Source organism: Pacificimonas flava, from assembly GCF_000342165.1.
In the GTDB taxonomy this organism is placed as follows: domain Bacteria; phylum Pseudomonadota; class Alphaproteobacteria; order Sphingomonadales; family Sphingomonadaceae; genus Pacificimonas; species Pacificimonas flava.
On sequence record NZ_AMRV01000005.1, the window covers coordinates 152,096 to 176,229 of the forward strand.

The window sequence follows — 24,134 nt, forward strand, 5'->3', positions numbered from 1 at the left end:
TCCTCAAAAGGAGAAGGGTTCGGTCGCGCGGTGCTCACCAAGCAGAAACGCATCGGCGACCAGTTCCAGCGGCGACAGGTCGACGTCGGAACGACCTTCGCGCACCAAGGTCGCGAAATGCGCGTAGAGATGCGGATATTCTCCTGAATCTTCCGAAGCCGGCTGTCTCTCTCCGCCCAGCGTCATGGCTCCGGCCCCCTCGATGAGTGACAGGGTTTCGCCGGCGGCATCTTCCAGATGGATGGACCAGGTCTGTTCGCCCGTTTGCAGGAAATCGAAATCGGCGGAGAAAGCCGCGTCGCCGCTCGTTCCCTGCAATGTCGCCGCTATGGGCGCGCCGCGTCCCCTTGGCACGTCCAGCGTCGCAGCAGACAGAACTACGCTCTTCGGCAGGATGGCGGTCAAGATCGAGAGCGCGTTGATGCCCGGATCGAAGACACCGAAACCCCCGGCCTCCAGAATCCATTCCTGTCCGGGGTGCCATTGGCGAATGTCTTCGCGCCACTCGACATGAATGCGTGAAACCTGCCGTTCGGCACACCATGAGCGGGCATCCTCGACATGCCGTGCCGCACGCGAATGCCAACTGGTGTAGAAGGGGATCCCCGCAATTTCTGCGGCGCGGGTCATCGCCCGTGCCTCCGACAGGGTGGCGGCGGGCGGCTTCTCGATCATCACCGCCAAGCCCGCGGCGATGGCAGGGGACACAAGATCGTGCCGGCCGACCGGCGGCGTGCAGAACGACACCGCATCGAGGTCGTGTCCTGCGGCCAGCATCTCCTCGATCGTTCGGTAGCCGGGAACGCCGTCCACCGAAGCGGAACGGCTGGCCGTCGCGGCGAGTTCGAAATCCGGGGAGGCGTTGATCGCCGGTATATGCTGATCGCGGGCGATCTTTCCTATGCCCACCAGGCCCAGCCGGATCGGCCGCGCGGATGCCTCGCTCATCATACCTCCCATTTCACAAAGGTTCTTTTATAATATTTATATGTTTCTAGCTGCGGCCAGTATCGTTATCAAGGATTGGCGGTCTATGGGCCGAAAATGTGAGTTGGAAGAGCGCAAAGGGCCGAATCATGGGTAATCGCCAGGATAGCAAGCAGGGTGGACTGCGATCGCGGGCCTGGTTCGACAATCCCGAGAACCCTGACATGACCGCGCTCTACGTCGAACGCTATCTGAACTACGGCCTCAGCCTAGAGGAGCTTCAGTCCGGCCGGCCGATCATCGGCATAGCCCAGACCGGCAGCGATCTGGTGCCCTGCAACCGCCATCACATCGTTCTTGCCGAGCGCGTGAAGGACGGCATTCGCGAGGCGGGGGGCATTCCGATCGAATTTCCCGTCCATCCGATCCAGGAAACGGGCAAGCGCCCCACGGCGGGTCTGGACCGGAATCTCGCCTATCTCAGCCTGGTCGAGACCCTCTACGGCTATCCGCTCGACGGGGCGGTGCTGACCATCGGCTGCGACAAGACCACCCCCTCCGCCCTGATGGCCGCCGCGACAGTGAACATTCCCGCCATCGCGCTTTCCGTGGGGCCGATGCTGAATGGCTGGTACAAGGGGCGGCGGACCGGTTCCGGCACGATCGTCTGGCGCGCGCGGGAAATGCTGGCCGCGGGCGAAATCGACTATAAGGGGTTTGTCGAGCTCGTAGCCTCCTCGGCGCCGTCCACCGGCTATTGCAACACCATGGGCACGGCGACGACGATGAATTCCCTGACGGAGGCGCTCGGCATGTCGCTGCCCGGTTCGGCCGCCATCCCTGCGCCGTACCGCGACCGTCAGCAATGTGCATGGGAGACCGGGCGGCAGATCGTCGAGATGGTGAAGGCTGATCGCAAACCGTCCGACGTCATGACGCGCGCGGCCTTCCTGAATGCGATACGCGTCAATTCGGCCATTGGCGGCTCGACGAACGCGCCCATTCATCTGAATGCCATTGCCCGGCACATGGGCGTCGAACTGTCCTTGTCGGATTGGGAGGAGTACGGTGCGGATGTGCCGCTGCTCGTCAACCTGCAGCCGGCCGGCGAGTATCTCGGTGAGGATTATTACCGCGCCGGCGGCGTCCCGGCCGTCATGGGCGAACTCCTGCGCGCAGGATTGCTGGAAGAGGGCGCGCTGACCGTCAACGGACGGACTGCCGCAGAGAATGTCGCAGAGGCGCCGATCGAGAATGAGGATGTCATCCGGCCGTTCTCGCGCCCGCTTCTCGAGGCTGCGGGACTTACGGTCCTCAGCGGCAATCTGTTCGACAGCGCGGTCATGAAGCGCAGCGTCATTTCCGATGCGTTTCGCAGGGCCTATCTCAGCAATCCGGACGATCCGGACGCGTTCGAGGGGCGGGCCGTCGTCTTTGATGGGCCGGAGGATTATCACGGCCGCATCGACGATCCGGCGCTCGGGATCGATATCGATACCATCCTCGTCATGCGCGGCGCGGGGCCGATCGGCTATCCGGGCGGCGCGGAGGTCGTGAACATGCGTCCGCCGTCCTATCTGATCGAGAAGGGCATCACCGCGCTTCCCTGTATCGGTGACGGCCGGCAGTCCGGTACCAGCGGCTCACCCAGCATCTTGAACGCAGCGCCCGAAGCCGCGGCGCAGGGTGGCCTCGCCCGGCTGCGCACCGGGGACCGGATTCGCATCGATTTGCGGCAACACCGGGTCGATGCGCTGGTCGAGGCGGACGAATGGGGCCGGCGCGGTGAGGAGGTCGAAAAGGCCATGGCCGGCTTCACGCCCCGCTCGCAGACACCCTGGCAGGAAATCCAGCGCGGCCTGACCGGCCAGTTCGACACGGGCGCAGTGCTGGAGGATGCCGTCTCCTTCCAGCGGATCGCACAGCAGCGAGGTTTGCCGCGCGACAGCCATTGACGCGCGCCGGGGCCGGTCTTTGGTTTCCGCCGCCCACCGGGCGGCGCAATCAGCTCAGATGTCCCTCTTCCTTTTCGGCGGAGTGGATGAGGACCAGAACCTCGCCGATGACATGCCGCATGGCGCTGCGCGCACCCTCCACGTCGTGCGCGGCGATGGCGCGCTCCACGGCGGCGTGATCGGAAATGCTGGCCGTCCGTCCCTTGATCCGGTTGGTAAAGCGGATCGACGTCTTCAGCGCGGTTTCGACGATGCCCCGAAACTGAAGGTAGAAAGGGTTCTTCGAAGCCAGCAAGACGGCATCGTGAAAGGCGATGTCGGCATCGAGCGTGTCGTCCTCTCCCCGTTCCGCCGCGCGCATGCGTTCCAGGCCGGCCGCAATGGCGGCGAGGTCCTCCTTATCTCCGAATCGCGCGGCCAGCGCAGCCGCCTCCGGTTCGATGGCGACGCGAAGTTCGTTGAAGTGGCGCAGCAGGTCGAGCGAGAATTGCCGTTCCAGCAGCCAGCGCAGCACGTCGGGATCGAACAAATTCCATGAGCTGGCGGGCTGCACCGTGGTTCCCTGCCGCGGACGCGCGCTGAGAAGGCCCTTCGCGGTCAGCATCTTTACGGCCTCGCGCGTGACGGAGCGGCTGACGCCATGCTGTTTCGCAAGCTCCGCTTCCGTCGGAAACGGTGTGTCGCGAAAACGGCCGGTTACGATTTCCCGGCCCAAAAGGTCGAGCAGGCCGTATGTCAGATTGCGGCCAAATTGTTGAGCGAGCGCCAGAAGCCGTCCCCTCCCTGTCGGTTCCTCCACCGGTCCGCGACCGGCATGCCTGGAAGCTGTAACCGCCGCGTCCGCACAATGCTAGACATGTCAGTTAGATATTATAAATAGGACAATCACCAAGACCGGAGCGCGTGGATCGGCTCCACCATGCTCATCCCGGGGAGGAGCCGTAAATGCAGTTATCGACGATCGATATCGTCGTCATCCTTGTCTACGCCGTTGGAATCTTCGGCCTGGCGCAATGGGTTTCGCGAGATAAGTCGGGCCACGAAAAGGATACGTCCGACTATTTCCTGGCGTCGAAGTCGCTGCCCTGGTGGGCCATCGGTGCATCCCTGATCGCTGCGAACATTTCCGCCGAGCAGATCGTCGGCATGGCGGGGTCGGGTTACGCCGTGGGCCTCGCCATCGCGTCCTACGAGTGGATGGGCGCTCTTACCCTGTTGATCGTGGGCAAGTTCTTCCTTCCCATCTTCCTCAGGAACGAAATCTACACCATGCCGCAGTTCCTGGAACAGCGTTATGGCGACGGCATTCGCACCCTGATGGCCATATTCTGGCTGGCGCTCTACATCTTCGTCAATCTGACCTCGATCCTGTGGCTCGGTTCCATCGCCGTGACGCAGATCGCCGGCATCGATCAGACCCTGGCGCTGATCGTCCTCGGGCTGTTCGCGCTGCTCTATCAGCTTCGCGGTGGCCTCAAGGCCGTCGCGCTGACCGACATCGTGCAGGTCACGCTGCTGGTTCTGGGCGGTCTGACGGTGTCCGCGCTGACCTTGTCGGAGATTGGCGGCGATGCGGGGATCGTCGGCGGGTTCGCGGAACTGACACGGCGCGCGCCGGAAAAGTTCGACATGATCCTTTCGCCGGACAATCCGTTCTACAGCGATCTGCCCGGCATCTCCGTCCTTGTCGGCGGCATGTGGATCGCCAACCTGTCATACTGGGGCTTCAACCAGTACATCATCCAGCGCGCCCTGGCCGCGAAGGATCTTCCGGAAGCGCAGAAGGGTATCGTCTTCGCGTCCTTTCTGAAGCTGCTGATGCCGCTCGTCATTGTTCTGCCGGGGATTGCCGCGGTGCTGCTGGCGCCCGATCTCGACAGACCCGATGCGGCGTTCCCGACGATGATGCGGCTGCTTCCGCCCGGACTTCTCGGCCTCGTTTTCGCGGCGTTGATCGCTGCGATCATTGCGTCCATGGCATCCAAGATCAATTCCATCGCAACGATCTTCACTCTCGATCTGTACGCCAAATATCGCGGCAAGCAGACGGAGGCGGAAGACGATACCGGCAAGAAATCCGATGAACGCCATCTGGTCTTCGTCGGCCGGATCACGGCCTGCGTTTCCATCCTGATCGGCATCATCGCGGCAAAACCGCTTCTGGGCGGCGCCGACCAGGCGTTCCAGTTCATCCAGGAGTTCTCCGGCTTCTTCACGCCGGGCATCACGGTCATCTTCATGCTGGGCCTGTTCTGGAAGCGTGCCAGCGAAGCCGGGGCGATCACGGCGGCGATCGCCTCCGTCGTCCTGTCGTTCCTGATGTGGTTCGACTGGTCGGGAACGCTGCCGGCGCTGGTGCCGCTGAACGCCGTGCCGTTCATGGACCGCATGCTGATCGTGTTCTTCATCAGTCTCGGCCTCGCCGTCATGGCGTCGCTGATGCGGCCGGCCGGGGCGGAGGCGAACCGTATCGAGACGGCGGGCGTCACCTACGCCACGTCCCGCAGCTTCAACCTGGCGAGCCTTGGCGTCATCCTGGTCCTCATCGCACTTTATGCGACATGGTGGTAACGGGGTGACGGAAAGAAACCTTATGGCTGAAAATTCCGGCACGGGCGGGACAGGCGAAGATGCCTTTCTTGCGATCGATTGGGGAACCACCAACCGGCGCGTCTACCGCATCGAGGGCGGCAAGGTCGTCGCCACCGAACGTGACGATCGCGGAGTGAAGGTTCTCGCCCCAACCGATTATGCCGCGATCATCGCGGCCGATCGCAGGCGCTTTGGCGACCTGCCGGTGCTGATTGCCGGCATGGCCGGGTCGACGATCGGCTGGTGCGACGTTCCCTATGCGGCGGCGCCCGCCGGCCTTCCCGACCTGGTGGCGAATATTCGCCGGATGGAGGGCCGCATCGCCATTGTTCCGGGGGTATCCATACGCGGTGAGGGCGCGTCCGGTGCGCGCGCCGATGTGATGCGCGGAGAGGAGGTGCAGCTTCTCGGCGCGGCGGTGAGCGGCATGGTCCTGCCCGACAGTCTCCTCTGCCAGCCCGGCACGCACTGCAAATGGGCGATGATGCGCGGCGGCAAGATAGCGAGCTTCACGACGGCAATTACGGGCGAACTGTTCGCGCTTCTTCGCGGCGGCAGCGTGCTATCGGCGTTCCTGGGGTCGGAGGTCACGCCCGATGCGGCCTTCGTACGGGGTGTGCACGAAGGCGCACGCCGTGATGTCGCCGCCTCGCTGTTTTCCGTGCGCGCCGCGAGTGTGCTCGGTGATCTGCCGGAGGCCGATGCGGCGTCCTTTTGCAGCGGCATTCTTCTCGGCAGCGACGTGTCCGTCCGGCTGGAGGAAAGCCCCGGTGAAACCGTCTTTATCCTGTCCGACCCGGCACTGGGCGGCCTTTACCGCGCTGCTATCGAGGCGCTTGGCGGCAGTGCGGTCCTGATCGACAGTCACGAAGCCTTCGTGGCCGGTATCACAGCCATTAGAAAGCTATGGGTATGAGCATGATCGACGATTTCTACGCCGCCATGGACGCGTTTCCGCTGGTAGCGATCCTTCGCGGTGTTCGCCCCGACGAGGTCGAGGCGATTGGCGACGCTCTCGTCGACGGCGGCTTTCGCCTGATCGAGGTGCCCCTGAATTCGCCGCAGCCTTTCGTTTCCATCGAGCGGCTGGCGAAGCGCTTTTCGGGCAGTCCCGTTCTCGTCGGCGCCGGTACGGTCCTCGATGCATCGCAGGTCGCCGGGATCGAGGATGTCGGCGGACAGCTGATTATCTCCCCCAATTACGATGCGGACGTCGTTGCGGAGACCGCACGGCGCAGCTTGGTGTCCATTCCCGGCATTGCCACCCCCAGCGAGGCCTTCGCTGCGGTTAAAGCAGGGGCGAGCGCATTGAAGCTGTTCCCGGCGGAGGGCGCCTCTCCGGCCGTTCTGAAGGCGATGCGCGCCGTGCTGCCCAAGGATCTGCGTGTACTGCCGGTCGGCGGCATCGGCCCGGACAATTGCGAACCCTGGCTGCGTGCGGGCGCCTCCGGATTCGGGCTCGGATCTGCACTTTACAAGCCCGGTATGTCGGCATCCGATGTTCGCAGCCGCGCGGACGCGTTCGGCGAAGCATTGCAGGCTGCCGGCACGATCTGATTTTGGCGGCGGATCGCTCGCAACTGCCGCGCGCCTCATCCGTTCATGACCTTGCGTGCCGGTGCCCTCGGCCTCGGCTTCTCAATCCCTGCAAGGAGTATGGACGTATGACCCTGGACGGCAAGACAATCGCGATCCTCGTGGCGCCGCGCGGTACGGAAGAACCGGAATTCGTGAAGCCGCGCGAAGCGGTGGAAAAGGCGGGCGGCACGGTGACGGTCGTCAGCTTCGAATCGGGTGAGGCGCAGACCGTGAACAACGATCTCGATGCAGGATCGACTTACACGATCGACAAGACCGTCGATGCAGTGTCCGCCAGCGATTTCGACGGGCTTGTGATCCCTGGCGGCACTGTCGGTGCCGACAAGTTGCGGGGAAACGAGAAGACGGTCGCCTTCGTTCGCGATTTCTTCGAGCAGGGAAAACCCGTCGGCGCCATCTGTCACGGACCCTGGACGCTCGTGGAGGCGGATGTTCTCAACGGACGAACCCTGACCTCCTTTCCGACGCTGAAGACAGATATCCGCAATGCCGGCGGAAGTTGGACGGATAGCGAAGTGATCGTGGACAAGGGCCTCGTCACCAGCCGCAATCCTGACGACCTTCCGGCCTTCTGCAGCAAGATCGTCGAGGAATTCGCCGAGGGGCGCCACGCCGGACAGAAGCGGAGCGCCTGATCCGGAGATCCCATTCGCTCTCCTGCGGCATCCGCCTTGAACTGCAGGAGAGCGGCGGCACGGGAACGACCAGGACGAGTATGGGTGAGGCGACCCACACGCGCCCTCGTTCCCAGACGATCGTGACTCAATCTTCAAAGCTGCGGGCCGACTGGGGACTGCACCTGCCATATATATGTTGCGAGTGGTTCGCATTAGAGCTACCCGGTGTGGAGGAGACATCGGGGGCGCGCATTGGACTCGGTCGCAGATATATACGAACTGCACCATGAGGAACTGTTCACGTTCCTGCTGCGTCGCTTGCGGGATCGCGGAGCGGCGGCCGACCTTGTGCAGGAACTGTTCGTGCGGCTCGCCGAACGCGGCGGTGCGCCCGGTGTGGCCAACCGGCGGGCCTATCTTTACCGAATGGCAGCCAATCTGGCGACCGACCGGGAACGCCAATTGGCGCGTCGGGGCCGGTTCGAGCCGGTCGAGGCGGCGCATTTCGGGCTGTGCGATGACACTCCGAACGCGGAAGACGCGCTTCTGGCCCGCGAGCGTTTGCGCTGCGTCCAGCGCGCGATCGCCGCGCAGCCGCCCTTGACGCAGGAGATCGTCCGCATGGTCCGGCTGGAGGGGAAATCCTATCGCCGAGCGGCAGACATCCTGGGGATTTCCGAAAGTTCCGTCCAGAAACACCTTGCCCGCGCCGTGAAGGCCGCGGCGGCGGCCCTCAGGTATGGTGAGGATTCCATTACCGGACCGAATGCGCCAAACGTCTTACCCCTGAGGAAAGAAAATTAGGCGAGGACCGTTTGCAGTCCGACACGGAAATCGAGGAGCAGGCAGCCGACTGGGTGGTTCGTAGTCAGGCGGAGGACTTCGATGCCCATGCCGCTCTCGCCGATTGGCTTCGCCGGGGGGCAGACCACCGCAGCGCATTCGAACGCGCGCGGGAGGCGTGGGCCCTGCTTGACGAGGGGGCGTTCGCGGCACCCTCTCGGGAAGATGACCTGGACGAACGCGCCCCCTATTGGCGGCTGCATCCCGGTGTGGTGGCGGCGGCTGCCATTGCGACTTGTCTCGCCATCCTGATCTATCCGGCTGTCTCGCTTCGCATGACGGCGGACTACCGCACGGCGGGAGAGACCGAAGCCGTCCGTCTGGCCGACGGCAGCGAGGTTCTTCTGGATCACCGGACCGCCATCAAGGTCGCCTATTCCGGCTCCGAACGGCGTCTCGTCCTGTTGAGGGGGCAGGCGCATTTCGCGCCGACCGCTGTCGGGCCGAATGAGGCGCGCCCGTTTCTGGTACAGGTGGGCGATACGAGTGTGCAGGCCCTCGGGACCCGTTTCAATGTTAATACACTCGGCGGCATGACCGACATTACGGCCATCGAGCATCAAATCGCCATCAAGGTGGATTCCGCGAAGGGCACGCCGCGTATATTGAACCCAGGAGAGGCCGTGCGCGTGCGGGACGGGACGCTTGAGGAGCATGGATCCTCGTCAGCGCTCGCCTCCGCCTGGCAGCAAAGCCGGATCATCGTCGATCGGCTGACGCTGGAGCAGGCTGCGGAACTCCTTGCGCGGTATTCCTACCAGCCGGTCACGCTGATGCCGGGCGCTGGCGGGGGGCGGCAAGTCAGTGCCGTTTTCGACGCGCGCCGGTCGGAGCAGGCCGTCGATGCCGTGGCGGCGGAATACGGCCTGCGCGTGCGCACCCTGCCGATCGCCGGAACCATAATTTTCTAAAAAATTTTCGGTCGGCTTACCGGATTCCGGGGCGGCAGCGTCATACCCTTTGAAACAAGACTGCGAAGCATTCGCATTATTAAGGTTTCGGGGGATTTCGGTGATTGGATCGAGGAAGGCCCGGCACGCCGGGCTCATCTGTGTGTTCTTGCGGTCGGCTGCCATGCCGGCAGCGATATCCGGCATGGCTTTGGCCGGACCCGCCGCAGCGCAGGCCGAGGTTGCTGATCGGACGGTGCAATTCGCGATTCCGGCGGGCGACCTTGCAAGTTCGCTGCTGCAACTCAGTGAGGCGGCGGGCCTGGACATGGTGCTGAATCCGGCGCTGGTGGACGGAGAAACGGCGCCCGCACTTTCCGGAGCCATGACGGCGCGGGACGGACTCGATCGGCTTCTGGCAGGCACGAGCCTCTATTACGCAATTACGGCGGGCGGACGGATTGTGCTGCGCCGCGCGGCAGGGCCGCCCGCATCCGCCGCCTCGGGACCGCAGGCGAACCGGGCCAATGCCGTCCGGTTGCAGGGTGTGACCGTCACGGAAACGGCGATCGAGCCGGAAGAAACCTATGCGCCGGCGCCCTCGTCCATCGCGACGAAGCTGAACCTTCCGCTTCGGCGCACCCCCTTTACGATCAATCAGGCGACCGAGGAATTGATCGACGAGCGGGCGGACATCAACATTTTTGAAACGCTGGAGAACTTCGCCGGCGTGACGACGACCAGCACCAATGCGGACATCGGCCAGGGCATCTCGCGCTCGATCAACGTGCGCGGTTTCGAGCTCGGCGGCGCGGGCCAGACGCTCATCAACGGCCAGCGCGCCTATGGTCTCGGTTCGCAGAACCGGGCTGCCGACAATCTGGAGCGCGTGGAGCTGCTGCGCGGGCCGGCCGCGCTCTATTACGGTGCGGCGCAGCCGGGCGGCGTGGTGAACTACGTTTACAAGCGGCCAAAGGATTTCGCGCGCTATCAGGTGCAGGCGAACACGGACAGCCAGGGCAGTTATGGCGGCTCCATCGACCTCACCGGGCCGATTACCGAGGACGGCACGCTCCTCTACCGCGCCGTGGGCAATTACTCGCGGTACGAAGACGACCAGAACCACATCTTCTCGAACCCCGTCAGCGCGCTCGCCGCTCTGACCTGGAAGCCGTCGGAGGCATTTTCGACGACGTTCACCTACGAATATTACGATTTCGAATCCGTCCCGGAGCAGGAGAACAACAAGCTCGATAGTGAAACGGGCGAATTTTTCCCCATTCCGCGCGATTTCTATTGGGGCAACCTCGATGACCGTGCCGTGCGGACCACGCACACCTTTATCTGGGATGCGGAATGGAAGCCTTCGGAGACGCTGAAGGTGAACGCCTACGCCAACTTCCAGCGGTCCGATCAATGGTATCAGAATACGCGGATCGTCGGCGGCGGGCGCGGCGGCACGCCGACCACGGCCGACGAGAACGGAAACGTGCCGCGCTATGTCAGCATGGGCCGCAACAGTTCGCCGGAAACAGAGATCGAGAACCTTTCCGTCGGCCTCGACATATCAGGCGAATTCGACACGTTCGGCCTGACGCACGAATGGCTGGTCGGTGGCGGCTACGGGCAGACCCGGTCGCGCTCCTCCTACATTCCCAGCTATTTGTCCTGCCTGTTCGGGCAGAGCACGACCTCGGACGACTGTGAGGGCGAGCCGCGCTCCCTGACGCCGCCCGACCTCAATATCGTCGATCCGGTTTACAGCGACTGGGAGGGTGCGTTCCTGCTGGACGAGGCGGTGTTCGCCGTACCCTGGGACAAGCGGCGGGATTATAATCTCTACGTTCAGGACCTGATTACGCTGCCGAACGGCACCACCCGCCTGATGGCGGCGATCGGCTGGTCGCGGTACGAAAATCTCGGTCGCGGCACGATAGACGACTGGCGCACGATGGAGCGCGGCGAGGATACGCGCAGCGATGTGGAGGCCTGGTCGCCCCGCTTCGCCATCATGCAGGACATCGGCGCCAGTTCGACAATCTATGCAAGCTATGGCGAGAGCTTCCAGCCGCAAGGCAGCCTGACCCTGAACGACGAAAATGGCGAGCTGCTCCTCGATCCGGAACGCGGCAGGCAATACGAAATCGGCTTCAAGCGGGATATCTTCGACGAGCAGGGCATCGTGCAGATTGCACTGTTCCGGCTGGAGCGAGAGAATGTCGCGCGGGCGGCCAATCCCGATACGTGCGATACCAACGTGATCACGCCGGGCGATCCGCTCTATTGCTACAATCTTCTCGATGGGCTTCAGCGATCTGACGGCTTCGAAATTTCCGTCAGCGGCGTGCTGGCGCCCTGGTGGTCCGCGTCGCTCGGTTATTCGTACCTCGATGCCACCATCGTGCGCTCGAATGACGAAGCGAACGTCGGAAAGCAGCTTCCCTACGTTCCCGAGCACAGCCTGACGCTGTGGAACCGGTTCGATATTTTCCGCTGGGACGATGGCGGGACGCTTGGCTTCGGGGCCGGCGCGAAACTCTACGACCGTGTGAACAACGGCTTCAACGATGCGGGCGAAACCGACTGGAACCCGTCCTACGTTCTCGTCGACACCGGCCTCTACTACACGCGGCCGCTGGCTGGCGGACAGTTCAAGCTGAGTGCGCAGCTGAAGAACGTCTTTGACGAGGTCTATTATGACCGCCGGCGCTACTTCAACAGCGGCACGATCGTCTGGGGCAATGAGCGGCGCGCGTTCCTGCAGGCGGAAATGACGTTCTGATGCGGCCAACGCGTACCGCTCTTCTGTCCCGGATCGCCGCGGGAGTGCTCGGCAGCTACGCGGCCGCCTCTCTCGGGGCGGCCGCGCTGGCCTTTGCGCTGCCGCTTCCTGGGCGGGACGCCGTCACGCTGGCGCAGATGACCGGCTTCCTGATCTTCACCGCCGCGATCATCTGGGCCTTTTCCGCGCAAAGCGCCGCCCGGGCATGGGCCGGCATCGGAATTCCGGTCATTGTCTCCGCCGCGCTTCTCGCAATCCTTCTCGCGCTACGCTCGTGACCGGGGAGGGCAGCCTGCGCCAGAGCATGTCGTGGCTACATGGATGGGCCGGCCTTGTGCTCGGCTGGCTGCTTTTCGCCGTCTTCCTGACCGGCACGATCGCCTATTTTCGGCAGGAGGTGACGGCGTGGATGCAGCCTGAACTCGCAGGCTCTGTGCCGTCTCCCCAGGCCGCAGAGCTGGCTGTCGCGGCGCTGCAGCAGCGCGCGCCCGACGCCGGGAGCTGGCGCATCGGTCTGCCGACGCCGCGCAGCAATACGGTTTCGATATCATGGCAGGACCGCCAGAGCCTCGACGTAAAAAGGGGCGAAGAGCGGGGTGGCAGGGGCGGCCGCGGCGGTGGCCGGCGGGGCGGCGGCGAAAGCCTGATCCTCGATGCTTCGACGGGCGCCGTGCTGACGCCGCGAAAAACGGCCGGCGGCAACTTTCTCTATCGCTTCCATTTCGAACTCTACGCATTGCCCCGCGAATGGGCGCGCTGGATCGTCGGCCTTGCGACGATGGCGATGTTCGTCGCGATCATCAGCGGCATCATCACCCACAAGAAGATCTTCAAGGACTTCTTCACGTTCCGGCCGGCGAAGGGGCAGCGCAGCTGGCTCGATGCGCACAACGCCACGGCCGTCCTGTCGCTGCCCTTCCACATCATGATCACCTTTTCCGGCCTGCTGCTGTTCGCCTCCACCCTGCTGCCGCTAACGGAGCGGTTCGCCGGCGGCGAGGACCGGCGCGGCGAGCGGGGGGCGGCACGCGCGCTCGAAGCGGCGCACATCGAATCGCTTCAGAACCGCGCTGCCAGCGATGTCGCCGGCGGGGCTGCGCTCGCGCCGCTCGTGCCGATGCTTGCGGAGGCCGAAAAGCTGTGGGGCCAGCCGGTCAGCCGGATCACCATAACCGATCCGGGCCGACCCGGGGCGATGGTCGAGCTGCTGCCGACCTGGAACGACAAGCTGATCCAGCACAGCGGCAGCGGCGGGCTGGGTGCCGTCAAGATGCGGTTCGGCGGACGGACCGGTGAACGCCTGGAGAGCGAGGAAGACCTGCCGGAGACGCTGACCGCGCGTGTCGATACCGCGCTCGGCAGTCTGCACCGCGCGCGGTTCGCCGCACCGACCCTCCGCTGGCTGTTCTTCCTGACCGGTGTCGGCGGTACGATCATGGTCGGCAGCGGCCTCATCCTGTGGTCGGTAAAACGGGCGCAGCGTCTGCGCGGTGCCCCGCCGGGCCGCGGGCATCGGTTCGTCGATCACATGAACGTCGCCGGCGTCGCCGGCCTGTTCATCGCGGTGGCTGCCTATTTCTGGGCCAATCGCCTGCTTCCGACCGGGCTTGCAGGGCGCGGCGAATGGGAGATTCGCGCCTTCTTCGCCGTCTGGTGCCTGTGTCTGCTGCACCCGCTGATCCGCCCCCTGAAGCGCGCCTGGATCGAGCAGCTGTCGCTGGGCGGACTGTTGTTCGCCGGCATCCCGGTCTTGAATGCGATTACGACCCGCGCGCATCTCGGGAATACGCTGGTATCCGGCAACTGGATCTATGCCGGGTTCGATATCGTCGCGCTGGTCACCGGCATCTGTCTGCTACAGGCTGCCAGAAGGGTGGCCCTCCACCGGCCTCGCGCCATTGCCTCACAGCCGCCGCTCATGCCTGCGGCGTCCGCCTATACGGCGCAGGCGGCGGAGTAGCGCGGTGCCGATTTCACTTTGCCTGTCGTTCCTCGCCTTCTTTGCGCTCGCCTTCTCGATGGGCCGGCACCGGCAGCAGATGACGGTTCGCCGCCTCGGCGCGTTCGGCCGCTTCAGCGCTCCAGCGGGTTGGGGACTTCTTCTTCTGTCGCCGCTGCCCTTCGCCCTCCTCCCGAATGAAGGGATAGCGCTGACGGAATGGTTCGGCGTCCTGACCGTTGCTGCGACCGGCGTACTCTTGATGCTGACCTACAGGCCGCGCGCCTTGCCGCTTGCAGCCGCAGCCGTTTCGGTCCTGCTTCTGATCCTGGCGCTGCTCGTCGTTTTGCCGGGGCGTGTCTGATCATGGATGCGCGGACCCCTAACCGGCCCCAAACCGCACGCACGCGGCGACGGCGCCTCTCCCCGTTCTGGGTGAAGCAGCTTCATAGCTGGCACTGGATGTCGAGTGCGGTGTGCCTTGTCGGGATGCTGCTGTTCGCGGCGACGGGGATCACCTTGAACCACGCGGGCGAGATCGAAGCCGAACCGGTCGTCACGACACAGGAATCCGTCTTGCCCCCGATGCTTCTGCGCCGGCTTGCGGCCGCAAACGGCGCGGCCGTGCTGCCGGCTCCGTTTCGCGGCTGGGCGCAGAGCGAGTTGTCGGTGACTCTGGCGGGCCGGGCGCCTGAATGGAGTGAGGAGGAGCTGTACGTGCCCTTGCCGCAACCCGGCGGCGACGGCTGGCTGGCGGTCGATCTTGCCGATGGTGCGGTCTTTTACGAGCGCACCGATCGCGGCACGGTCGCTTGGCTGAACGATCTTCACAAGGGGCGCGACACGGGAGCGGCATGGCGCTGGTTCCTCGACATCTTCTCGGCGGCGTGTCTGATCTTCTGCATCACCGGCTTCTTCCTATTGCAGCTGCACGCGAAGAATCGGCCGTCGACATGGCCGATCGTCGGCCTGGGCGTGATTGCCCCCACCGTCCTTCTTCTCGTTTTCGTGCATTCCTAAAAGGGAGGGAGCGTCCGTCATGAAATCCGTCTTTTTCACCGCCATCGGCAGTCTCGCCGCTGTGCCCGCGGCGGCGGCCGGTCTGGAGGTCTCGGTCGAAATTCCGCGCCTTTCGGTCGCGGAATATCACAGGCCCTATGTTGCCATGTGGATCGAGGACGATGCGCGAAGGACCGCCGCGAACCTCAGCGTCTGGTACGATACCGGCATGGCGCGAGAGGAGGGCGAGAAGTGGCTGGCCGACCTTCGTACCTGGTGGCGCCGGTCCGGACGTTCGCTGGACATGCCCGTCGACGGGGTCAGCGGTCCGACGAAAGCTCCGGGCACGCATAGCGCAGAACATCGCGGCGACCGCCAACCGCTCCGCACGCTGAAACCCGGAACGTACAGGCTCGTGGTGGAGGCCGCCAGAGAGGTCGGTGGACGCGAGACGGTGACCATCCCGTTCGTCTGGCCGCCACGGCGCGGCGAGACCCTGTCTGCGGACGGCAAGTCCGAATTGGGCGGCGTTCGCCTGACCCTGAAACCCTGATCCCGTCCGCCAAAGCACAAGGAACCACCCTATGCGACTGAAGACCTTCCTCATGACCCTTGGCGCCGCCGCGCCCGCGATTACGCTGCTCATGGCTGTTCCGGCCGATGCGCACCGCCGCTGGCTGCTGCCGTCCGCCACGGTCCTGTCCGGCGACAGCGAAACCGTGACCGTCGATGCCGCATCCTCGAACGGCCTGTTCCTGTTCGAACACAATGCCCTGCCACTCAGCGGACTGGAGATTACGGGGCCGGACGGTCGGGCGGTTGCGCCGAACGTCATCGGGTCCGGCGAATATCGCAGCGTCTTCGACGTATCCCTCCAGATGGCGGGCACCTATCGCATCGCGCTGCGCCGCGATCAGATCATGGCACGGTACACGCTGAACGGTGAGGAGAAGCGCTGGCGCGGGACCACCGCCGATCTCGACGGCGCGATTCCGGCAGAGGCGCAGGATGTGCGCGTATCCCGCACCGATGCGCGAATCGAAACCTTTGCAACGCTTGGCGCGCCGAACGACACTGCGCTGCAGCCGATCGGTGAGGGGCTGGAAATGGTTCCGGTCAGCCATCCGAATGACCTCGTCGTCGGCGAGGAAGCGCAGTTCCGCTTTCTGCTGAACGGCGAGCCGGCAGCCGGTCTGGAGGTGGAGATCGTGCCGGGCGGCACCCGCTACCGCGACGATGCGAGGGTGCAGATGCTGACGGCGGATCAGGACGGCATCGTCTCCTTTACCGCGGATGCGCCGGGCTTCTGGTATTTTGAGGCGGCAGCGGATGCTGGCACCCCGGTCGACCCCCGGATCGATGTGCGCCGCGCGAGTTACTCCGCGGTGCTTGAGGTCCTGCCGCTTTGAGCCTTGCGGCCGCCCCGGAGGTGGTGATCCCACCCTTTCAGGCCTCCGTGCTGCGGCGGCCGGCGGGCGGCATAATCCGCCTGGCGGGTCAGGCGTTCGCCACCGAGTGGCGCCTTGCCGCTGTCGTCGAGGATGCGGACGGCCCGGGCGCGGCCGCGCTTCGCGCTGCGATCGTTTCGGTCTGCGCAGATATCGACATGGCCATGAGCCAGTGGAATCCGGTCTCCGAACTCAGTCGCTTCAACGCGGCCGCGGCGGGGACGTGGGTGCCTCTCTCCGCGCACTTCGCAGCGGTGATCGGATGCGCGCTTGCCGTGGCGCGCGCGAGCGGGGGCGCGTTCGATCCAGCGCTCGGCGCCGTCAGCGACAGCTGGGGGTTCGGGGCATCGCCGGCTCCGCGTACGCTGCCGCAGCCGGTCCTTCGAACATTCGACTGGCGGGCCTTGCGCTTCGACGCGGCCGGCTGCCTGCTGCGGCAGCCCGGCGGGCTGCGCCTCGACCTTTCCGGGATCGCCAAGGGCTACGCGGTCGACGCGGCGATGCGCCGTCTGCAAGATCTCGGCATACGCAGCGCGATGATCGAGATCGGCGGGGAGGTCGCCGCACGCGGTGTGAAGCCGGGTGGCCAGCCCTGGTGGGTGGACCTTGCACGCGCGCCGCGAGAAACGGGCGCGTCCGTTCGCATCGGCCTGTGCGAAGGGGCCGTGGCAAGCTCGGGACATTGGGAGCGGCGGCGCAGCGCCGCCGGCCGCAGCTGGCACCACAGCCTGTCGCCCCTGACAGGAGCGCCGCTGGATGACGAGCTGGCCGGCGCGGCGGTTCTGCACGGGTCGTGCATGCAGGCCGACGCTCTTGCCACCACGCTCCTTGTGCTGGGGCAGGAGGCCGGGCTGGCCTTCGCCGATCGTCACAATCTCGCCGCGCGCCTCATTTCATGCAGCGGTGCGGCGGTGATCAGCCGCGCTTGGCGCCGCGCTGCCGGCAGGTCCTGCACTTGACTTGCAGTAACAATATTTCGATGAGCGTCGCCGGAGAGAGAAAGGCAATGATCCCAACCGGTTTCCTCGGCGAACGACGCGGGCTGAATTGGCCGCTGATCGGGCTGCTTGCAGGTGTGCACATTGCGGGTGTGGCGGCTGGAATCGTCCTCGGTGCCATTCCCGTCGCGCCGCCGCCGACGGTGACGTTGGAAACATTTATCGTTGAGCCCGATCCCTCCGCCGCCCCCGCGCCGGAGACGGTGCCGCAGCCGGAAGAACTCGTGCTCGACATGCCGCCCCCCGATCTCTTGCTGGCGCCGCCGCCCGATGTGAAGATAGATCTGCCCCGAACGGCACCGATCGCGGCGCCCTTGCGCGCGGTCGCGACGCCCGTTCTGGCCTCCGTCGCAGCGGAGCCGGCGCCTGCGCCACCCGGTCCGAAGGCAGCGCCCGTTCCGGTGACGCCGCCGGACTTCTCGGCCGATCAGCTTGGCAATCCCGGTCCGAAGTATCCGTACATGTCCCGCCGGAACCGCGAACAGGGCATCGTGATCCTGCGCGTTCTGGTGTCCGAGGACGGCCGGGCAGGTGCGCTCGAGATCGAGGAGAGTTCCGGCTTCGAACGGCTGGACGAGGCTGCGCGCAAGACCGTGCGCAAATGGAACTTCCTGCCGGCGCGCCAGGCCGGAAAACCGGTTGCGGCCTGGGTACTGGTGCCGGTGACCTTTGCGCTCGGCAGCTAGGCGCACCTCAACCGGACGATCCCGCCTTTTCCTCCGCAACCGTCGTATGGATGTGAAGATGCCCGGTCAGGGTTTTGTGAACGGGGCAGCGGTCGGCGATTTTCAGAAGCCGCGCGCGGTCCTCTCCCGTCAGCGCCTCGCCGCTGAGGCGTATGCTTCGATAAATCGCCTGTATCTGCGCGTCCGGCTCTACCGGGTGACCGGCATCCTCCGCATGGTCGCGTTCGTGACGCAGCAGCACCTCGATATCGCCAAGCGGAATGTTCTCCCGTTCGGCATAAAGCTTCAGCGTCATAGACGTGCAGGCGCCGAGCCCGGCGAGTAGCAGGTCGTAAGGCGTCGGACCCAGATCGTCGCCGCCGACGCGTTTCGGTTCGTCGGCGACGAACGCGTGGCTGGGTGTCGCCACTTGTGTCCCGAACTTGCCGTGACCGGATGTGACGAGCACGCCGTCCTTCGGTGCCTCCGACAGGCGAGGCGGCAGGTAGCGGCGCGCCCAGGCCGAAATAATGTCGGCGGCATAGTGGGCGTCGGTCTCGCGCGTCATCAGATGATCGGCATCGTCCAGGCTGACGAAGCTTTTCGGATGCTTTGCCGCCACGAACAGCTTTCGCGCATGATCGATTGCGACGATCTCATCGCGCGGCGCATGCAGGAACAGGAGCGGCATTCGCAGTGCCTCTACGGCGGGCAGCAGGTCGCTGGCTTTGGTTTCGGCGATGAAGGTCGCGCTGATGCGGAACGGGCGTCCGCCGATCTCGACCGGTCCCTGACCATCGCGCTGAATGGCGGCAAGATCGCCATGCAACTGGCCGGTGACGTGCGGAACGTCGCTCGGCGCGCCGATGGTGGCGACGGCGCGGCAGCCCGGAACCCGTCCGGCGGCGGCAAGGACCGCCGCCCCGCCCAGGCTGTGCCCGATCAGGAGCAGCGGCAGGTCGAAACGCTCCGCCATCCACCTGGCGGCGGCAACGACGTCCTCGACATCGCTCGGGAAACCCGAATTGCCGAAATCGCCGTCGCTACCGCCAAGGCCGGTGAAATCGAAGCGTAGCGCCGCGATGCCGGCCCGGCTGAGTGCGCGGCTGATGTTGATCGCGCCCCGGCTTTGCTGCGTGCAGGTAAAGCAGTGGGCGAAGAGCGCCGCGCCGCGCACGGTCCCCGGCGGCAATTCCAGTGCGCCGGCCAGCACCGTGCCGCGCCCATTGTCGAATTCGATGCGCCTCGTTGCCAAGCGCGTGCCTCCTCATCCGCTCTGCTGAGGGGGGCAGCCTAAGGCGCCCCTTGGCCCCCGTCACCCCGCTTCGGGGGGGCGGATCTCAGCCGCGGATCTGCGCCTCCACGGCATCATGGAAGCGTTTCAGGCCCTGTTCCAGCCCGCCCAGCAGAACCTCGCCCACTGCACCGGAATCGAGACCCTTCTGACTAAGGCGCACGGCGCCGAAATCTTCCTCGCCGAAAACCTGCCCGTCCAGCAGCGCCCAGCTGCGCCGCCAATGGTCCTCCGCCTTTTCGCTTTGCGGCGGTTCGGGGATCAGCATGAAATCTTCGACCAGCGTGTGCCGCACGCCCTGGGGCATGATGACCATGACGTTCACATAGTCGGGCGAGCAGATGATGACGGTCGCGGGCAACATCTGATAGGTGAAGGTGCCGATGCGGCGCAGCGCCTGCCAATCCTCGATATCGACCTCGCCCTCTTCGAACCTCCGCGTGACGAGCGAGCGCTGATGCGGACCGATCTGGTCGCCCGCCCCCTCGCCATCGCCGAAGAAGCGCGCGATGGAGTTCTGGTGCAGACGTTGGACATGGTAGCTTTCCAGAAACGCATCCATGATCAGCTTCCAATTGCCGGCGACCTCGTGCGTGCGGCGCGCGTAAAGGTGCATGCCGGCAAAGCCGAGCGCGTCGAAGTCGCGTGCCAGCGGACCTTGCGCCGTTGAGAAATCATAGGTGCGATTCCGGTCGAGGCCGGCCCAGATCATGCCGCCGGCCTCCAAGCTCGGCATCTCGATGAGGCCCCGCGTGGATTTGTCGAGGCCGGGAAACGCGTCCGTTCTAGGCAGACCGGCCAGCCGTCCGTCGGCAGCATAGGCCCAAGCATGATAGGGGCAGATGATGCGCGGTCCCTTCACCACCTCGTCCGTGTTTACGAGGCGGGTTCCGCGGTGCCGGCAGACGTTCAGGAACACGCGAACCGTGCCGGTCTTGTCGCGTGCGAGCAGCAGCGGCATGCCGAAACCGTCATGCGTGGCGGCGCTGTTCGTTTCCGGCAGGAGGGCTGAGGGGGCGAGGACGACGGGCATGGCCTCGAACAGGTCGTGCCGCTCCGCGTCATATCGACCTGGGTCGGTATAGACGGCCGGGTCGAGTTTCGAGACGCCCGGCATGGCCAGTGCTTCCCCGCCCTTGATACGGCGGGCGAGGTTCAGTTGGCCCTCCGTGGGGCGGCGGTGCGGAGCGGGCATATCCATGAAGGCACTATACCTCTTATCCGGGCGCGCGGCGAACTGGCCCCTTTGGGGGGATGCGGGTTGCGCTCCCGATCGGAACGCGTAGTCGAATGGCGTGAAGGGCGGCGGCACAGGCTGCCGTCCATGATGTGGGGGAGACCGGAACATTGGCGGACAAACCGAGCGGCTTGAAATTACTGGGCCGTGCTTTTCGGAACCGCAAGCTTGGGGTGATGCTCGCGTTCGGCTTTTCCAGCGGGCTTCCCTATGCGCTGCTTCTCGGCACTCTCTATGCATGGCTGTCCGAGGCCGAGGTCGATCTTGAAACGATGGGCGTCTTCTCGCTGATCGGCCTCACCTATGCCTTTAAATTCCTGTGGTCGCCGCTCGTCGATAAGGTGCGCCTGCCGCTGCTGGACCGGCTGGGCCGGCGGCGAAGCTGGCTCGTCCTGGCACAGGCCATAGTCGGCGGCGTCCTGGTGGTCCTGTCGCTCCTTGATCCGAACGGTCAGCTTGGCTGGTTCTCGCTTCTTGCCGGCACTGCGGCCTTCGCGGCCGCCACGCAGGATATCGCCATCGATGCCTGGCGCGTCGACAATGCCGACGAAACGGCGACGCTCGATCTCCTGTCGACCGTCTACCAGTTCGGCTATCGCATCGCAGCGCTGGCGGGCGGCGCTCTGGCGCTCGTGCTGGCGGCGCGCATTTCCTGGCCGACGACATATCTCATCTTCGGCCTGTCGATGCTGGCCGTCATGCTCATCACCTTCATCGCCCCCGATACGCCGCGCCCTGCCGAGGTGGAGGGGCCGGGCGAATTGCGGCAGGCCGGGGCCGTGGCCCCGCCTGTTCGAGCGACCGCCCTTGCCGTCGTCGGCGCCCTGTGGGGCTGGGCGTTGATCACGGTCATCGTCTTCATGGTCCGCTCGCTGTCGTCGCCGCCGGAACTGCGACCGGACCCGACGGAATTCATCCAGACCTATGGGCTGCTGATCGTTATCTTCACCGTCATCATCCCGGCGATCATCGCGGCCATTCTCGAACATTGGCGGAAAACGGGGCGTCATGTGCTGACGGGTACGGTCGATGATGGCGGCACGGCCGGACGCGCGCTCGATCATGGATACACGGCCCTGATCCTGCCGCTGGGGGAACTGGCGGGACGCCTGCGCTGGGCCTCGATCCTCGTGCTCGCGCTGATCCTCAGCTATCGCATCACGGACGGAATCTGGGCGCCCTTCGCCTACCCCTTCTATCTGGGCGAGCTTGGCTATACGAACGACGAGGTCGCCATCGCCTCGAAATTCTTCGGCGTCGGCATGACCATGCTGGGTATCGCACTGTCGGCCGTTTTCTTCGCCTGGATCGGCCGAATGGCTACCGTCGTCTTCGGCGCGATCACGGCGGCTGCCACGAACCTCCTCTACGCCGACCTGGCCGTCGGCGGCCCCTGGCTCGACGTGTTCGGCACCCACAGCGGCTTTTACTGGCTGGTCGGTCAGTTCGGTGCCGACGAGCGGCTGGCGCGGCTGATGCTCGCCATTTCCGGCGAGAACATCGCCGGCGGCCTCGCGGGCGCGGCGTTCGTCGCCTATCTGTCGTCGATTACGTCGAAAACGTACAGCGCCGTGCAATATGCGCTCCTGTCCTCGCTCACGCTCCTGGTCGGCTCGCTGGGCCGCGCCGCATTGGGAGAGGGGATCGAGCGCATGGGCTATGCGCCAATTTTCTATGTGACCGCCGGTATCGGTCTTTTCGCCGTGCTGCTGTCCATAGCGGAATGGATACGCGAGCGCCGGTCCACGCCGCCGCCTGGCGATGCGGTGATGGCGGAATAGACATTATTCCGAGATATCCATAGGATAACCTCCAACTGGATCCGGGGGGACTTCAAATGATCAGGATGGTTGCGGCGGTTGCGCTGGCAATGTGCGCCATGCCGGCTGAGGCGAAGTGGCGGGAAGCAGAAACGCGTCAGTTCCGCGTCTACAGCGAGGGGAGCGAGTCCGACCTCGTAGAGCGCGCCGAGCTTCTGGAGCGCTATGACAGGCTGCTGCGCATCTTTACCGGCGTCAGCATGGAGGCCGAGGCGCCGAAGCTGAACGTCTATATGACGAACTACGTCACCTCGATCGGCAATCTGGGCGCCGATTCCGCTGCGGGCTTTTACGTCGCGAGTACAAAGGGCATCTGTGCCTTCGCAAGCCGCCGATCCGGGTTCACGGACGACAGCGTCGTGCTGCTGCACGAATATGCGCATCATTTCATGATGCAGCATTTTCCCGTCGCCTATCCGGCCTGGTATGTCGAGGGTTTTGCCGAGTATTTTTCGACCGCCCGGATCGACGGGGATACTGTCGAGCTTGGGCGCTTCGAGCGCAACCGCGCCTATTCGCTGCAAGTCCTGAAGTGGCTGCCCATCGCCACGATATTAACCGGGAAATCGGACCTGACCGGCGACGAGGTCCACAGCTTTTACGGTCAGTCCTGGCTGCTGGCGCATATGATCCTGCAGGATTCGGAGCTCAACGCGAAGATGCCGGATTATCTGACCCAGGTTGCGGCAGGTGTGCCATCGGTCGAGGCGTTCGCGGCGGCGTTCGGTCCCACGAGGGAATTCAATGCACGTCTGAGGGACTATTTCGATCGAGGACGCATCACCTACCGGCGTCTGGATTTTTCAGAAGGGGAATTCGGCCGGGCGACCGTTGCCGTTTCGGACCTTCCCGACGCGGCGGAGCGTGGGCTGCTTCCCGCTGCCGCGATCCGCTGCGGCGTCGGCAATTCGAAGGAGTGGCTGAAGGATGTTCGCGCGGTCGAGCAGAAATATCCCGACACCCCCTTTGCGCGCAGGATCGGTGCGATGGCCGAGGCGGAGGCGGGTGATCCGGAGCGGGCGATCGCAAAGCTGCAGCCGATGATTGCGGCGGAGCCGGACAATGCCGACTATCATTTCTGGATGGGCCGCGCCTATTCCCGCCGTGCGCACCAGGAGGATCGGGACATGGCAGAAAACCACGCCTTGGCCCGGAAAAGCTACGGACGCGCGTTTGAGATCCGCCCGGATCACTGGCAGACGCTCCTGAACTACGTCGCGGACAGCCAAACGCCGAACGGCAAGGCCGAACAGGATATACTCATCGCCGCACGGGATCTCGCGCCGCAGGTCGGGGAGATCAACACGCGGCTCGGCATGTCGCTGGCTCTGGAACAGCGGTTCGAGGAGGCGGCGACGGTTCTGACGCCCGTGGCGAACTCGCCGCACGGAGAGGTTCCGGAGGCGGTGCGCAAATTGCTCGCGCTTATCGCCGCCCGGGACACCGCCATCGACGCTGCGGCTCTCGAAGTGGTCACCGACAATGGCGGCGACGAAGCGGGCGATGATGAGGATGCCGCCGGCTCCTGA

22 protein-coding genes are annotated in these 24,134 nt (G+C 64.9%); 18 read left to right on the plus strand and 4 right to left on the minus strand.

Annotated elements, in window-relative coordinates; translation table 11 throughout:
• Nucleotides 1-3: 3 nt before the first annotated feature.
• A complete protein-coding gene (locus tag C725_RS09155) occupies nucleotides 4-948 on the minus strand; it encodes a Gfo/Idh/MocA family protein (protein ID WP_008602208.1) in 945 nt (314 codons plus the stop codon).
• Between the two features lie 128 nt (nucleotides 949-1,076).
• Here C725_RS09155 and C725_RS09160 point away from each other — a divergent pair, with 128 nt between their 5' ends.
• Nucleotides 1,077-2,882, plus strand: coding sequence for an IlvD/Edd family dehydratase (locus tag C725_RS09160; protein WP_008602210.1), 1,806 nt, complete (start codon nucleotides 1,077-1,079; stop codon nucleotides 2,880-2,882).
• A gap of 49 nt (nucleotides 2,883-2,931) precedes the next feature.
• Here the strand turns inward: C725_RS09160 and C725_RS09165 are convergent, their stop codons facing one another.
• Complete coding sequence (locus tag C725_RS09165) at nucleotides 2,932-3,681, minus strand: FadR/GntR family transcriptional regulator (RefSeq protein ID WP_008602213.1); 750 nt, start codon at nucleotides 3,679-3,681, stop codon at nucleotides 2,932-2,934.
• A 146-nt stretch (nucleotides 3,682-3,827) separates the two neighbouring features.
• Here C725_RS09165 and C725_RS09170 point away from each other — a divergent pair, with 146 nt between their 5' ends.
• From C725_RS09170 to C725_RS16705, 15 genes are all read left to right on the plus strand, one after another.
• Nucleotides 3,828-5,453, plus strand: a complete 1,626-nt coding sequence (locus C725_RS09170; protein WP_008602215.1) for a sodium/sugar symporter — start codon at nucleotides 3,828-3,830, stop codon at nucleotides 5,451-5,453.
• 22 nt (nucleotides 5,454-5,475) lie between these two features.
• Entirely contained in the window at nucleotides 5,476-6,390 is a 915-nt protein-coding gene (locus tag C725_RS09175) for a 2-dehydro-3-deoxygalactonokinase (RefSeq protein WP_008602217.1), read from the plus strand.
• Entirely contained in the window at nucleotides 6,387-7,031 is a 645-nt protein-coding gene (locus C725_RS09180) for a 2-dehydro-3-deoxy-6-phosphogalactonate aldolase (protein WP_008602219.1), read from the plus strand. Before C725_RS09175 ends, C725_RS09180 begins: the two co-directional genes overlap by 4 nt.
• Before the next feature lie 107 nt (nucleotides 7,032-7,138).
• Nucleotides 7,139-7,708 carry a type 1 glutamine amidotransferase domain-containing protein gene (locus C725_RS09185; protein WP_008602222.1) on the plus strand — a complete coding sequence of 190 codons (570 nt, stop codon included), beginning with the start codon at nucleotides 7,139-7,141 and terminating at the stop codon, nucleotides 7,706-7,708.
• Nucleotides 7,709-7,942: 234 nt separating this feature from the next.
• On the plus strand, nucleotides 7,943-8,494 hold the full coding sequence (locus C725_RS09190; RefSeq protein WP_008602224.1) for an RNA polymerase sigma factor: 552 nt from the start codon (nucleotides 7,943-7,945) through the stop codon (nucleotides 8,492-8,494).
• Nucleotides 8,495-8,505: 11 nt separating this feature from the next.
• On the plus strand, nucleotides 8,506-9,444 hold the full coding sequence (locus tag C725_RS15390) for a FecR family protein (RefSeq protein WP_008602226.1): 939 nt from the start codon (nucleotides 8,506-8,508) through the stop codon (nucleotides 9,442-9,444).
• Nucleotides 9,445-9,628: 184 nt separating this feature from the next.
• On the plus strand, nucleotides 9,629-12,205 hold the full coding sequence (locus C725_RS09200; protein ID WP_051051287.1) for a TonB-dependent siderophore receptor: 2,577 nt from the start codon (nucleotides 9,629-9,631) through the stop codon (nucleotides 12,203-12,205).
• Nucleotides 12,205-12,483 (plus strand): hypothetical protein, encoded by a 279-nt coding sequence (locus tag C725_RS09205; protein ID WP_008602233.1) that lies wholly within the window; start codon nucleotides 12,205-12,207, stop codon nucleotides 12,481-12,483. The genes C725_RS09200 and C725_RS09205 overlap by 1 nt, the downstream gene beginning before the upstream one ends.
• A gap of 26 nt (nucleotides 12,484-12,509) precedes the next feature.
• Nucleotides 12,510-14,165: a PepSY-associated TM helix domain-containing protein gene (locus C725_RS09210; protein WP_078056234.1), complete on the plus strand. Its 1,656-nt coding sequence runs from the start codon at nucleotides 12,510-12,512 to the stop codon at nucleotides 14,163-14,165.
• Nucleotides 14,166-14,169: 4 nt separating this feature from the next.
• Complete coding sequence (locus C725_RS09215; RefSeq protein WP_008602238.1) at nucleotides 14,170-14,508, plus strand: DUF3325 domain-containing protein; 339 nt, start codon at nucleotides 14,170-14,172, stop codon at nucleotides 14,506-14,508.
• A gap of 2 nt (nucleotides 14,509-14,510) precedes the next feature.
• Nucleotides 14,511-15,164 carry a PepSY-associated TM helix domain-containing protein gene (locus tag C725_RS09220; RefSeq protein ID WP_078056228.1) on the plus strand — a complete coding sequence of 218 codons (654 nt, stop codon included), beginning with the start codon at nucleotides 14,511-14,513 and terminating at the stop codon, nucleotides 15,162-15,164.
• A 19-nt stretch (nucleotides 15,165-15,183) separates the two neighbouring features.
• Nucleotides 15,184-15,696 carry a DUF2271 domain-containing protein gene (locus tag C725_RS09225; RefSeq protein WP_008602243.1) on the plus strand — a complete coding sequence of 171 codons (513 nt, stop codon included), beginning with the start codon at nucleotides 15,184-15,186 and terminating at the stop codon, nucleotides 15,694-15,696.
• 31 nt (nucleotides 15,697-15,727) lie between these two features.
• Entirely contained in the window at nucleotides 15,728-16,552 is an 825-nt protein-coding gene (locus tag C725_RS09230) for a DUF4198 domain-containing protein (protein WP_038282601.1), read from the plus strand.
• A complete protein-coding gene (locus C725_RS09235; protein ID WP_008602247.1) occupies nucleotides 16,549-17,550 on the plus strand; it encodes an FAD:protein FMN transferase in 1,002 nt (333 codons plus the stop codon). The genes C725_RS09230 and C725_RS09235 overlap by 4 nt, the downstream gene beginning before the upstream one ends.
• Before the next feature lie 47 nt (nucleotides 17,551-17,597).
• Nucleotides 17,598-18,275: an energy transducer TonB gene (locus C725_RS16705; RefSeq protein ID WP_051051290.1), complete on the plus strand. Its 678-nt coding sequence runs from the start codon at nucleotides 17,598-17,600 to the stop codon at nucleotides 18,273-18,275.
• A 7-nt stretch (nucleotides 18,276-18,282) separates the two neighbouring features.
• On the opposite strand, the gene C725_RS09245 is transcribed toward C725_RS16705, so the two are convergent.
• Together C725_RS09245 and C725_RS09250 are read right to left on the minus strand one after the other, a co-directional pair.
• Nucleotides 18,283-19,509 carry a bifunctional alpha/beta hydrolase/OsmC family protein gene (locus C725_RS09245; protein ID WP_008602251.1) on the minus strand — a complete coding sequence of 409 codons (1,227 nt, stop codon included), beginning with the start codon at nucleotides 19,507-19,509 and terminating at the stop codon, nucleotides 18,283-18,285.
• Nucleotides 19,510-19,594: 85 nt separating this feature from the next.
• Complete coding sequence (locus C725_RS09250) at nucleotides 19,595-20,749, minus strand: aromatic ring-hydroxylating oxygenase subunit alpha (protein ID WP_008602253.1); 1,155 nt, start codon at nucleotides 20,747-20,749, stop codon at nucleotides 19,595-19,597.
• 146 nt (nucleotides 20,750-20,895) lie between these two features.
• Between C725_RS09250 and C725_RS09255 the strand changes: the two genes are divergently transcribed.
• Together C725_RS09255 and C725_RS09260 are read left to right on the plus strand one after the other, a co-directional pair.
• A complete protein-coding gene (locus tag C725_RS09255; RefSeq protein ID WP_038282709.1) occupies nucleotides 20,896-22,566 on the plus strand; it encodes an AmpG family muropeptide MFS transporter in 1,671 nt (556 codons plus the stop codon).
• Nucleotides 22,567-22,622: 56 nt separating this feature from the next.
• On the plus strand, nucleotides 22,623-24,134 hold the full coding sequence (locus C725_RS09260) for a tetratricopeptide repeat protein (protein ID WP_038282603.1): 1,512 nt from the start codon (nucleotides 22,623-22,625) through the stop codon (nucleotides 24,132-24,134).

Coding starts and splice junctions, on each gene's coding strand:
- C725_RS09220 (WP_078056228.1), top strand. CDS start 14,511: ATGGATGCGCGGACCCCTAACCGGCCCCAAACCGCACGCACGCGGCGA.
- C725_RS09200 (WP_051051287.1), top strand. CDS start 9,629: ATGGCTTTGGCCGGACCCGCCGCAGCGCAGGCCGAGGTTGCTGATCGG.
- C725_RS09170 (WP_008602215.1), top strand. CDS start 3,828: ATGCAGTTATCGACGATCGATATCGTCGTCATCCTTGTCTACGCCGTT.
- C725_RS09175 (WP_008602217.1), top strand. CDS start 5,476: ATGGCTGAAAATTCCGGCACGGGCGGGACAGGCGAAGATGCCTTTCTT.
- C725_RS09185 (WP_008602222.1), top strand. CDS start 7,139: ATGACCCTGGACGGCAAGACAATCGCGATCCTCGTGGCGCCGCGCGGT.
- C725_RS09250 (WP_008602253.1), bottom strand. CDS start 20,749: ATGGATATGCCCGCTCCGCACCGCCGCCCCACGGAGGGCCAACTGAAC.
- C725_RS09225 (WP_008602243.1), top strand. CDS start 15,184: ATGAAATCCGTCTTTTTCACCGCCATCGGCAGTCTCGCCGCTGTGCCC.
- C725_RS09205 (WP_008602233.1), top strand. CDS start 12,205: ATGCGGCCAACGCGTACCGCTCTTCTGTCCCGGATCGCCGCGGGAGTG.
- C725_RS16705 (WP_051051290.1), top strand. CDS start 17,598: ATGATCCCAACCGGTTTCCTCGGCGAACGACGCGGGCTGAATTGGCCG.
- C725_RS09155 (WP_008602208.1), bottom strand. CDS start 948: ATGAGCGAGGCATCCGCGCGGCCGATCCGGCTGGGCCTGGTGGGCATA.
- C725_RS09230 (WP_038282601.1), top strand. CDS start 15,728: ATGCGACTGAAGACCTTCCTCATGACCCTTGGCGCCGCCGCGCCCGCG.
- C725_RS09260 (WP_038282603.1), top strand. CDS start 22,623: ATGATCAGGATGGTTGCGGCGGTTGCGCTGGCAATGTGCGCCATGCCG.
- C725_RS09160 (WP_008602210.1), top strand. CDS start 1,077: ATGGGTAATCGCCAGGATAGCAAGCAGGGTGGACTGCGATCGCGGGCC.
- C725_RS09180 (WP_008602219.1), top strand. CDS start 6,387: ATGAGCATGATCGACGATTTCTACGCCGCCATGGACGCGTTTCCGCTG.
- C725_RS09210 (WP_078056234.1), top strand. CDS start 12,510: ATGTCGTGGCTACATGGATGGGCCGGCCTTGTGCTCGGCTGGCTGCTT.